Origin of the sequence: Lacrimispora sp. (assembly GCF_032078915.1) — a bacterium.
GTDB lineage: Bacteria > Bacillota > Clostridia > Lachnospirales > Lachnospiraceae > Lacrimispora.
This window is the reverse complement of record NZ_DAMAUN010000001.1, coordinates 207,790-219,755: the sequence shown is the minus strand read 5'-3', so window position 1 is coordinate 219,755 and position 11,966 is coordinate 207,790. Positions and strand designations below refer to the sequence as shown.

At 45.7% G+C, this 11,966-nt stretch carries 9 protein-coding genes and 1 pseudogene; 9 read left to right on the top strand and 1 reads right to left on the bottom strand.

Annotation, left to right across the window (positions count from 1 at the left end; genetic code table 11):
- From RT269_RS01045 to RT269_RS01005, 9 genes and pseudogenes are all read left to right on the top strand, one after another.
- A partial coding sequence (locus RT269_RS01045) for a sensor histidine kinase (protein WP_313180151.1) occupies positions 1-1,544 on the top strand: 1,544 nt, incomplete at its 5' end.
- On the top strand, positions 1,541-3,139 hold the full coding sequence (locus RT269_RS01040; protein WP_313180150.1) for a response regulator transcription factor: 1,599 nt from the start codon (positions 1,541-1,543) through the stop codon (positions 3,137-3,139). The genes RT269_RS01045 and RT269_RS01040, both read left to right, overlap by 4 nt.
- A gap of 14 nt (positions 3,140-3,153) precedes the next feature.
- Positions 3,154-5,151 carry a heparinase II/III domain-containing protein gene (locus tag RT269_RS01035; RefSeq protein WP_313180149.1) on the top strand — a complete coding sequence of 666 codons (1,998 nt, stop codon included), beginning with the start codon at positions 3,154-3,156 and terminating at the stop codon, positions 5,149-5,151.
- 151 nt (positions 5,152-5,302) lie between these two features.
- Positions 5,303-5,605, top strand: a complete 303-nt coding sequence (locus tag RT269_RS01030; protein ID WP_313180148.1) for a FeoA family protein — start codon at positions 5,303-5,305, stop codon at positions 5,603-5,605.
- 2 nt (positions 5,606-5,607) lie between these two features.
- Positions 5,608-6,912, top strand: a pseudogene (locus RT269_RS01025) (FeoB small GTPase domain-containing protein); the annotation flags it as partial.
- Positions 6,913-7,202: 290 nt separating this feature from the next.
- Positions 7,203-8,105 carry an ABC transporter substrate-binding protein gene (locus RT269_RS01020; RefSeq protein ID WP_313180146.1) on the top strand — a complete coding sequence of 301 codons (903 nt, stop codon included), beginning with the start codon at positions 7,203-7,205 and terminating at the stop codon, positions 8,103-8,105.
- Positions 8,106-8,146: 41 nt separating this feature from the next.
- Positions 8,147-8,794 carry an amino acid ABC transporter permease gene (locus RT269_RS01015; RefSeq protein ID WP_313180145.1) on the top strand — a complete coding sequence of 216 codons (648 nt, stop codon included), beginning with the start codon at positions 8,147-8,149 and terminating at the stop codon, positions 8,792-8,794.
- Positions 8,794-9,534 (top strand): amino acid ABC transporter ATP-binding protein, encoded by a 741-nt coding sequence (locus RT269_RS01010; protein WP_313180144.1) that lies wholly within the window; start codon positions 8,794-8,796, stop codon positions 9,532-9,534. The genes RT269_RS01015 and RT269_RS01010 overlap by 1 nt, the downstream gene beginning before the upstream one ends.
- Positions 9,535-9,823: 289 nt before the next feature.
- Positions 9,824-11,137 carry a redoxin family protein gene (locus tag RT269_RS01005; RefSeq protein ID WP_313180143.1) on the top strand — a complete coding sequence of 438 codons (1,314 nt, stop codon included), beginning with the start codon at positions 9,824-9,826 and terminating at the stop codon, positions 11,135-11,137.
- Between the two features lie 75 nt (positions 11,138-11,212).
- Here RT269_RS01005 and RT269_RS01000 read toward each other — a convergent pair whose 3' ends face one another.
- Positions 11,213-11,920, bottom strand: a complete 708-nt coding sequence (locus tag RT269_RS01000) for a FadR/GntR family transcriptional regulator (RefSeq protein ID WP_313180142.1) — start codon at positions 11,918-11,920, stop codon at positions 11,213-11,215.
- Between the last annotated feature and the right edge of the window lie 46 nt (positions 11,921-11,966).

The window sequence follows — 11,966 nt, the reverse complement described above, 5'->3', positions numbered from 1 at the left end:
TCAATCTGGTAAAAGCCTTAGGGACCATTCCGGATTTCATGAGAGACTTTGAAACCGGGGAGGGGCTGATCCACTCCACCTATATTTATACGGATAAAGGGAGCTTTGATAATTTTGTCCGCATGAGAAACTGGGAATTTGATTTTAAAGAGTCTGTTTATTACAAAAGCTATCAGGCAGGCGGAGGCGATGCCATCCGCTGGTTCCCGATATGGAAAGATGAGATATTTCAGGACAATGACCAGGTGATTCCCTGTGTCTGGCAGTTCAGCGTTCAGGGCTATGTGGGAAAGGAATATCTGGTGATCCAGTTAAAGAAAACCGAACTGGAACGTCTTTTAGAAGGAAAATATGAATTTTTTGACAAAATACTTATTCTGGATGGGGCAGGAAATGTAATGATAGGTTCCCCTGATATGGATCCGGGAGAACTAAGGAAGCTTTCGGAGTCCAGGGAAGGGGGAAGCAATGTCATTACCAGCGACTTTCAGTATGAAGGAGATTCCTATCTGGTCACCTATGAACGTCTTAAGGAAAACGGCTGGCAGATCTATGGGCTGAAATCAAGGCAGAGCCTGCTGGGAAGTCTGATAATTCTCAGAAACATGATTTTTGAGATCATGGGCGTTGTTTTCCTGCTCGGAGTAGCGGTCATCCTGTTGTTGTCCCACCAGCTGACCAATTCTTTAAGGCGGTTGGAAAAGCGTATGAGCTGCGTGGAAAAAGGTGACCTGGGAGTTCGGTTTTTCTACCCCTATAAAGATGAAGTAGGCAGCCTTGCAAAATCTTTTAACTATATGATCGGAGAGATCCAGAGCCTGGTCCGGAAACAGGAGGAGACCATTGAGGAGCTGAAACGGGAGCGGGATTATGTGGCCGAGGTTCAGAAGCAGAAGCGGAAAGCGGAATTAAAGGCCCTGCAGGCTCAGATCAATCCTCATTTCCTCTATAATACCTTAAATGCCATCACCTGGCAGGCCGCCGATCAGGGAGCAGAAGAAATCAGCATCCTTTCTAATTCTCTTGGTAAGTTTTTCCGGATCGGCCTAAGCAAGGGAGCAGAGGTGATCACCCTTCGGGAAGAACTGGAACATGTGTCAAGCTATTTAGACATCCAGAGCATCCGCTATCATTCCCGTTTAAGCTATGAAATCCACGGGGATGACAAATGCCTGGATTTCCGGATGATCAAACTGATTCTGCAGCCTCTGGCTGAAAATTCCATTTATCATGGAATCAAAGAGAAACAGGGGGCAGGTATCATAAAGATCTCCGTCAGGGAAGATGGATCCGGCAAAGAAAAGATCACGGAGCTTGCAGTGTGGGATAATGGGGCAGGGATTCCAAAAGAAAAGCTTGCATTCATCAATGAAACCTTAAAAAAGGGCGGAACGGACTGTGAAGCAGGCTATGGCATTTACAATGTCAATGAACGGATCCGGCTGTTTTACGGAAAAGAATATGGGCTGTATTATGAAAGCAGCTTCGGCCATTGGACAAAAGCGGTTCTTAGGATTCCGGCAATGACAGAGGAGGTGGAATGATGTACCGCATATTGATCGTAGATGACGAAGACTATGTAAGAGACTTACTGGTCAGAAATATCCAAAATTCCGCCCTGGAAGTGGATGTGGTTGCGGTGGCAGGCGACGGAGAAGAAGGGCTTAGAGAAGCTCTGTTAAATAAGCCGGATATCATCATTACGGACATTGCCATGCCCTTTATGAATGGCCTGGAATTGATCCGCAGGATTCAGGAAGCCGGGCTTTGCAGTAAAAATGTGGTTATAAGCGGTTACGATGAATTTGACTATGCAAAGCAGGCCATTTCACTTGGAGTCAAGGATTATTTACTAAAGCCCTTTTTGCCCAGGGAAATGATTGATGTTTTAACAAAGGTGATACAGGAGCTGGACAGCCAGAAGGCGCTTTTGCAGAATATGAGCCTGTTAAAGGAACAGGCCGTGAGCAGAGCCGGACTTGCCAGGGAAAAGGCACTGAAGGCTCTCATAAGAGGGAAGGAGTGGGGAGAGGAACCGGACTTCATACTGGAAGGCAGTTTTTACGCGGCAGGAGTGATCCGCATGGAAGGCGGAGCTTGGGATTTTGGCAAGCAGGAGCATGTGGAGGAGTTTCTGATGCTGGTACGGAACGGTTATCTTTCTGCCGGGATCTGCCTGTATGCGGTCAGCTTTGACGGGATCCAGCTGGCGTCCATCTGGTGCGGTGACGGGGAAAACGAGGAAAACTTTCTTAAAAAGATTGGGGAAAGCCTGGAAAAAGTCAGCATGAGCCTGGAGAAATATTACCATATTCAGATGAACAGCGCCCTTGGCCGTGCTTACCCGAGTCAGACAAAGCTGGTGGATTCCTACCGGGAAGCTATGGCTGTGTGGCGGGGAAACTTAGACGCAGAAAAGCGATTCCTGATTTATGGAGAGGAAAGCAGCCGGAAAGAGGAAATCAGCAGCAGCCAGATCAGGGAGTGGAAAAACCAGATCCGGCTTTCTGTGCGTGCAGGACAGGAGGCAGGGGCTCTTGCTGGGCTGTCGGGCCTGATGAAGTGCTATGCCTCCATGTCCAACAGGAAGAATGATTATGTGGGCGTATCTGTGGGGGAACTGGTTTATGCCATTCAGAATGATATGGAGCAGGATGGATATGACCGGGCGGATACGGAGCCTCTATCCTTCATGCAGGATCGGATCAATTACGGAAGCCTGATGGATATGAACCATATGCTGGCTGCCTATATTGAAAAGTGCTGCCGGGTGGTACGGGAAAATTCAGAGGAAACCAGGGCAGATGCAGTGGTGAAGCAAATGAAACAGATCATTGAAAATGATCTGCATAAGACGGAGCTGGACTTAGAGGGAGTGGCTTTAAAGGTGCATTTCAGCTCCAGCTATGTCAGGCAGATTTTCAAACAGTACACAGGTGAGTGTTTTGGTGAATATTTAATCCGAAAGCGCATGGAAAGGGCCGGGAGCCTGCTCCAGAAAACAAGCATGAAAATCCAGGAGGTGGCAGACCAATGCGGGTATGAAAACCAGCGATACTTTGCCAGCAGCTTTAAGAAATTTTATGGCTGCACTCCCACGGAATTTAAAAAATTGGTGGAAGAAGAGAATTTATATTAGGAGGGTTAGGAGAAATGATTCAATTTACAGAACAGGAAGTCCGGCGTTTGAGAGAAAAATTCCAAAGGCAGCCGGGAGCTGTTAATCGTATCATGGAAGATGTGAAAGAAATCATGGCAGAGCCTGTTTTGGTTCCGCAAACAGGGATCGCCAACTGGGCCCTTTATTATTACTGCCCGGATTGTTCTGTGCGGCTTACTTTTGACAGGAGCGATAAGTATCATCACAGCTGCCCCTCCTGTGGCCGGGTGTATTCCGGTGAGCCATATGACAGTACCTGGTGGGGGCTTATTAACAGCAGAAATTACACGGCGGCATTTCAGATGGGACTGATCCATCTGATCACTGGGGAAACAGACTATGCCAGAAAGGCCGTAGATATCATGATGGAATATTCCAGATACTATAAGGGCTATGAGGTCCACGGCAATATTCCTTATAATGGTCCCGGTAAGTCAGGCGCTCAGACTCTTGATGAGGCGAATTTCCTCAGAAGCTTTGCCATGAGCTATGATCTTCTGTCTGATTTCATGACGGAGGAGGAAAAAGAGTTTATTGGAAAGGAAATGCTCATCCCCGGAGCTGAATTTTTGATGGAACACCGCCATAACCAGCTGCACAATCATGAAGTGATCATAAGCTCAGCCATTGCGGTCATTGGACTGATCTTTGGCATTGACCGGTATATCCAGTTTGCCGTTTATGAGCCTTATGGGATTCTATATCAGCTGGAGAATGGGGTACTCCCGGATCACATGTGGTTCGAAGGAGCACTGGGCTATCACTTTTATGCCCTTACCAGTTTCTTTGCCTATGAAAAGTTTGCCCTTCATACGCCTCACAGCCATATGAAGTCTCCAAATTATAAAGCCATGATGGAGCTGCTGGCATCCTATCTGGAACCGGGATTCCGTATTCCCATGTTAAACGATACCAATTACGGCCATACATCCTCAAGCCTTTATTTATATGAATTTGCTTACCGGGAACTGGGAGGAGAAAAGCTTCTTTTTATACTGAACCAGCTGTATGAAGAAGAAAAGAGAGACAATCTGGAAGCCTTTATTTATGGGGCTGATGAGCTGCCTGAGTGCAGCATGGAGCCAGGGAATTACCATGTGGAAGCAGGACAGTCAGGGAGCACGGTCTTAAGAGGGAAGGATGAAAGATATCTGCTGATAAAGCATGACCGTTATGGAGGGGAGCATGATCATTATGATCGTCTTGGCATCAGTTATCTGGCTTATGGAAAAAGGATTTCTCCCGATCTTGGAACTACCGGATACGGTGCGGTAATGCACTATGATTTTTATAAGAATACAGGTTCCCACAATACAGTGAACATCGGAGGAGATAATCAGGCGCCGGTCAATGCAAGGCTTACCCGTTACGAAGAAAGAGATGGGGGCATCTATGTGGAAACGGAAGCGGACTGGACCGTACCCTATGAAATGCCGGACAGCTTTACCATCGTTCAGTGGAAGGAAGAAACTTACCGGCCTGTAAAGATGGTGAGAAAGATCGCATGGGAGGAAGATTATTTTGCGGAAGTATTCCAGGTAAAGGGGGCAGGGAAGGATCTGCCTGTGGACTGGGTCATGCATTTTTCCGGAAACCGGATCATACAGCCTGAAGGAATGGAAATAGAAAAGTTTTCTGACAGAAAGCCATATAGCTATCTTCATCATATGAAAAAGGCGGTTCTGTCAGAAGATCAAACCAGTGTGATCCATGATTATGAGGATGGAGGCATACATACGCGGGTATTTACCTGGAACCAGGGGCTGGAATTGTATGATGGAATGGGGCCGGATAACCCCTCAATATCCGATATCAATTACCAGATCGAACGCGGGTATGGACCGGATCTTATATTTGCCCATGTGATTGCCAGCAGCAATGGGCCTTGCCTGATCAGGAATGTAAACTTTTCTGCAGATGGGGACTGCATCGTGATTGAGGTGGAAGGAGAAAAGGACGCAAGGAAATGGAGCAAGATCCATAAGATGTAAAGGATAGAAACAGGGAGGCCCAAAAGTTGGCAATCGACTTTTGGGCCTCCCTGTTTAGAAGGACAAAAACATTGTAAAAAGTGGAACCTGATATTTATTTCCTGCATATGTTAGGATATGGAAACTTTTAAAGATGAATGGAGGCAGAAGTATGTCAGAAAATATTTTTTTAGCAGATTTAAAGAGGGGTCAGAAAGCAGTGATTGCAAAGCTGGCTGCCTATGATGATATGAGAAGGCGTTTACAGGATATCGGCATTATAGAGGGGACTACTGTGGAGTGCCTGGGAAAGAGCCCTTTGGGAGATCCTACGGCATTTTTAATACGGGGTGCGGTGATCGCTCTTAGAAGCGAGGATTCCGGCCGCGTTCTGGTGCAGTCAAATATAGAGGAAAAAGCAAACCGCCATTATGGTGAAGAAATGGTGGCTGCTAACTTTTCGCTGGAGGATTAGGTATGGGATTAAGCAGGGAATCAATGGGAATTAAGTCTGTGGACTGCGGTCTGGAAATTAAGAAACGGAAGGAAGAAGATAAGGTCATTGCACTGGCCGGAAATCCCAATGTAGGTAAGAGTACGGTATTTAATCAGCTTACTGGGATGAATCAGCATACTGGAAATTGGCCGGGAAAAACCGTAGCCAACGCCCAGGGCTGGTGTACGGATGGTCAGCAGGGATATGTTATGGTGGATATTCCCGGCTGCTATTCCCTGATGGCCCATTCCACGGAAGAAGAGGTTGCCAGAGACTTTATTTGCTTTGAAAACCCGGATGCAGTAGTCGTAGTCTGTGATGCCACATGCTTGGAGAGAAACTTAAACCTGGTGCTGCAGATCATGGAGGCCACGACCAATGTGGTGGTATGTGTAAACCTTATGGATGAGGCTAAAAAGAAGAAGATCTTCTTACACCTTGATAAGCTGGAACAGCGCCTTGGGGTCCCGGTTGCAGGAACTGCAGCAAGGAGCAATAAGGGGCTGGATCAGATCTACGCCGGCTTAAAACGCTGCCTGGAACAAATAGAGGAGGAAGAGGAAAAGCCTGTTCTCATCCAATACCCCCAATATATTGAAGATGCCATTGCCAGGCTCCTTCCTGCAGTGGAACAATTGGCTAAGGGAAAAGCAGAGGCCCGCTGGCTGTGTGCCAGACTGTTGGATGCCAATGAGAATTTGATGGAAGCCGTAAGAAAATACCGAAAGCCGGTGGCTGATTCCGAAGTAGTGGCCTCCTGCCTTGCTGAAATCTGGGAAGAATGGAAGACTGCCGGGATCAGCCAGGAGCAGGTAAGTGACGATATGGCTACTGTTTTCATTAATAAGGCGGAAAATTTATGCATGGATATCGTGGAATATGAAAACCAGACCTATAATCGGAAGGACCGGAAGCTGGATTGGGTTTTTACCAGTAAGGCTACGGGTTTTCCCATTATGTTCCTGGTTTTACTTGGAATCTTCTGGATTACCATAACAGGAGCCAATTATCCGTCAGAGTTAATAAGCACCGTGCTGTTTAAAATAGAAGCGTGGCTGATCGGGCTGGCTGATGCCGCCGGTGTGCCGGTGATCATCACTGAACTGCTGTTTCATGGCGTTTACCGGGTTCTGGCCTGGGTAGTAGCGGTTATGCTGCCTCCTATGGCAATATTTTTCCCATTGTTCACTCTTCTGGAGGATTTTGGATACCTTCCCAGAGTGGCTTTTAATTTAGACCGATGCTTTAAAAAGTGTTCTGCCTGCGGAAAGCAGGCGCTTACCATGTGACAAAGGAAATCTATGCTTTTTTTGATACTTACCTATGCAAATTGCAGATTTTCTGATCAGTTCAGAGTTATAAGCCTGGCTAGACAATTTAAAACAACGAAAGTTTGAAAGTGTGCCAATAGTTAGTCATAATAACATTTTTGCCCCTTATCATGTTGAAAATTTTAGCATTTATGAATATAGATAAAAAAGAATTTGTCAGTTATTATATTAGTATACCTGCGAAGGCGCAAATCAAATTGATTTGCGCCTGTTTTTTGTACATTTTATCAGAGGAGGATACAATTATGAGAAAATCAGTGACAGTAATTTTAGCAATGGCAGCAGCAGCGATCATGACAGGCTGCTCCGGCGCAGCACCGAAAGACACGCAGACAGTTGCAGCCACAACTGTCCAGGAAGCGTCAGCAGATGGAAAGACATCATCAGCTGAAGAAGTTTCAGGCATCGGTAATTTGGCGGAAGCTTCTGAGGACGGCCCTGCAATCCGGGCGATTAAGGAGAAGGGTGTTATTACAGTGGCTACAGGTACATATGTACCCTTTGAGTACAGAGATGAAAACAACAATATTGTAGGTTTTGACATTGATTTTGCGCAGTACATTGCAGATAAGCTGGGTGTTAAACTTCAGGTAACAGATATGGAATTCCAGTCTATTGTACCAGCCATCCAGAATGGGGAATATGACTTTTCCATTGCGGCCATGTATAAGACAGAGGCAAGAAGCGAAGTGGTGGACATGTCAAAATCCTACTGCGATTCAGGTATGATTCTGGCGGTAAAGGAAGGCAGTGAATATGAGAAAAGTGTGAAGGGCCTGGCAGACTGCAATGGCCTTAAGGTGGCAGTTAAGGAAGGGGCTACCTCATATAATGAAGCCCAGAAATTTTTGGATGAAAATCCTGATGTAAAATATGAAATTGTACAGTATAAGGATACGGTGGGCTGTGTATCCGATCTGCTGGCGGGCCGTGTGAACGTAGTTGTGAATGACCTTTTAAACCAGAAGGAGCTTTCAAAGGAGTATAAAGGCACACTTATTGTGGGTGAACCTTTTACCCATGCGGAAAATGCAATTGCGGTACAAAAGGGGAAAGATGATCTGCTGGAGTTCATCAACGGCTGCATTGACGATTATTTTGAAGACGGAACCTATGATGAGCTCTGGAATAAGTGGATTGAAGGATAAAATGAACAGGTAAATTTATTCTGAGAAAGGACTGGACACCAATGACTCTAAAATGGTCCCTTGTATTTGACAAAATACCGGCCCTTCTTTATGGCTGTTTTGTCACCATGGAAATATCGGTATTAACCCTGATTTTTGGCACGGTTCTTGGAGTGATCCTTGCACTGATGAGAGACAGCAGGTTTAAGGCAGTTGCCTGGACCGCTCAATTTTACATTTGGATATGGCGTGGAACTCCTCTGTTGGTCCAGGCTTTCCTGATTTACTTTGGCCTGCCTAATCTTGGAATAACCCTTGGAGCCATGACCGCAGGTGTTCTCTCCATGTCCTTAAATACCGGAGCCTATATAGCCGAAATCGTGCGTTCCGGCATTCATGCAATTGATCCGGGACAGAGGGAAGCCGCAAAAGCCTTGGGAATGAGCTTTTTTCTGGAAATGCGCAGAATCGTGGCTCCCCAGGCTATGAAGATCTGTATCCTGCCCTTGGTTAACCAATTTATTGCTACCATAAAAAACACATCTATCCTTTCCGCCATAACACTGACAGAGCTTACCAGACAGGGAACACTGATTGCATATAATTCTTTCCACTATTTTGAACCTTATATTGCAGTGGCAGTACTGTATTTGTTTCTGACTACTATTTTCACATTTCTTGCTGGAGTATTGGAAAGGAGGCTGGCCTGATGTCTGAGCCAATTTTGTCCATTAAGGATATACATAAAAAATTTGGGGATCTGGAAGTGCTAAAGGGAATTTCCTTTGATATCCACAAGGGAGAGAAGATCGCTATTCTGGGTCCCAGCGGTTCGGGAAAATCAACGGTTTTGCGTTGTATCAATCAATTGGAAAAGTATGACAGGGGAGAGATTGCATATATGGGGAAACCTGTAGATTCCGGACATCGTCTCCATGAACTGCGCCAGCATATTGGCATGGTATTTCAGCGGTTTAATGTATTTAATCATATGAATGTGCTGGAGAATATAATTGAAGCTCCTGTTCACGTTAAGAAACTTTCCAGAACAGAGGCCGTCAAAAAAGCAAGGGATTTATTAAACTTGGTAGGCTTATCTGACAAGGAGACAGTTATGGCCAGAAACCTTTCCGGAGGGCAGCAGCAGCGCGTGGCCATTGCCAGAGCCATGGCCATGGACCCTGATGTTATTCTTTTTGATGAACCTACCAGCGCTCTTGATCCTGAGTTGGTGGGAGAGGTGCTGAATGTAATCCGTAAGGTGGCGGAGGATGGCGTTTCCATGGTAATTGTTACTCATGAGATGGATTTTGCCAGAGAAGTGTCAGACAGAATTCTGTTCATGGATGGAGGAGTGATCTTGGAAGACGCACCTCCCCGTGAGTTTTTTGAACAACCCAGAAATGACAGAATCCGGCAGTTTATCCGGAAAATTGAACGCAAGGATTAGATCGCTGCTATTGATTGAGAAAATAAGTATAGAGAATAGGAATTGCGTATGCGTTCCTGTTCTTTTTTTGCTTCAGCTGGTTCTTTTCCATTGCAGTCATGGCATGATTCTTTCATCAGCCAAATCACAACCAATCTATTTTCAGTGATTCTTCCATTTTGACTTGACACTTTTTCTTAGAAATGGTATATTACTTACACGTAAACTGTAACTGAAAATGATACAGAATCACAACTAAAAATGCCGGAAATCAGTAACATATGGCACAACCAAAAAGGAGGTACAGTATTTGGGCTTTTCTATCGACGTAAGCATTCCAGTTATGACCGTGTTTCTTCAGGGGATTATCAGCTTCTTTTCTCCCTGTGTGCTGCCTCTCATCCCGCTTTACATAGGGTATCTGTCGGGAGGGACAGGAGTCCGCGGGGAAGACGGGCGGATTTATTATAAACGCAGCAAGGTTATGGTTCACACTGTCTGCTTTGTTATCGGGGTCAGCTTCGCATTTTTCCTGCTGGGGCTGGGATTCTCAGCTCTTGGAAGCTTTTTTAAATCAAACCAGCTTCTTTTTGCAAGAGTGGGAGGTATCCTGGTAGTTTTATTCGGTTTATACCAGCTGGGAGTTTTTGGAACCTCTTCTGTATTGGGAAGGGAACGCAGACTGCCATTTTCCCTTAATACCCTTGCCATGTCTCCCTTAACTGCATTAATCATGGGCTTCACCTTCAGCTTTGCCTGGACGCCCTGTGTGGGACCGGCCCTTGCCAGTGTCCTGCTTATGGCTGCCTCAGCCTCCACAAAGTCAATGGGTTTTGTCCTGATCGGAGTATATACACTGGGGTTTGTTCTGCCGTTTCTGGCGGTGGGATTCTTTACCACCACAGTGCTTGAATTTTTTAAGGCTCACGGCAATATTGCAAAGAATGGGGTAAAAGCCGGGGGAGTTCTCATGGTATTTATGGGAATTTTAATGTTCACCGGGAAGATGAATGCGGTGACCGGATACCTTTCAGCCATTCCGTCTCCTACAGTCACAGAATCAAGAGAGACGCCGCAGCCGGAAACGACTGCAGATGTATCAGAAGAAGAACCTGCATCGGTAGAAGAATCTGCATCGGAGCCGGGGAATACTGGTGAGTCAGATGAAGCGAATCAGCCTCTTCCGGCAGTTGATTTTACTTTAACCGATCAGTACGGCAATACCCATTCTCTTTCTGATTATAAGGGAAAGACGATCTTTTTAAACTTCTGGGCGACCTGGTGTCCCCCATGCAGGGCAGAGATGCCGGACATCCAGAAAATATATGAAACCGCCGATACAGAAGGGGATAATGCACTGATCGTTCTGGGTGTGGCAGCACCTAATTATGGAAATGAAAAAGACGAAGAGGGAATTAAACAATTCCTGAATGAAAACGGATACACCTATCCGGTTCTGATGGACATGAATGCGGATCTGTTTGAAGCTTATGGCGTATTCTCTTATCCGACTACATTTATGATTGATAAGGATGGCAATGTATTTGGTTATGCAAGCGGCCAGCTTTCGGAAGATACGATGCGCAGTATTATAGAACAGACCATGAAGGGGCAGCGGAAATAATCCGCCGATATCGTTAATAATAAACAGAGCAATTATGGCATTCCAAAGGGAAAAAGGGTCTTTGGAATGCCATTTTTATTGGTTGGAATTACTGGAGTTCTTTTTTTCATGAGCCTTGCGCAAACGATCCCGGTTGTAAATGAGATGAAGAGTCATGGCATCCTGTGCGGCAATGGCATCGTTTCTCTGTATGGCATTTACAATTGCCATATGTGTTCTTATGGTTTCTTCTTTTAACTCGGAATGGGTTATGTCAATAAGCATATCAATAGCATGCATAATAAGAGGCTCAAGCTGGGGTACGATGACATTGCCGCTGATCTCTGCAATCTTAGCATGGAAATTGGCGTCGGCTTCTGAGTGGGATTTTCCTAAGTCGTAGCATTCCGTCACCCGTTCCGCCAGGTGGAGAAGCTCCCCGGCCTGTTCCGGGGTAGCCTTTGAGGCAGCCATAGCGGCGACCCTTGGCTCGATCATCATACGGAATTCTAAAAGATCAGTCACCAGTTTTTCTTTATTTTCTATAAATGTGAATCCAAGTGGATCATCAGCCACACCTGTATTGTGGCAGACGTAGATTCCGGACCCCTGCTGAACTGTCAGAATATTACGTGAAACAAGAGCCCGTATGGCTTCCCGCAGAGTGCTCCGCCCAACGCCCATAAGAGAGGAAAGCGTGGTTTCGTTGGGGAGTTGTGCACCTTCTTTTAATTTATTATCAATGATATATTTAATGATTCCTTCCGCTGTTGTATCGGCAAGAGATTTATGTGATGGTGTCATGGTAAATTCCTTTCAGGTGAACAATAGTCTTATCTGATTATAAATG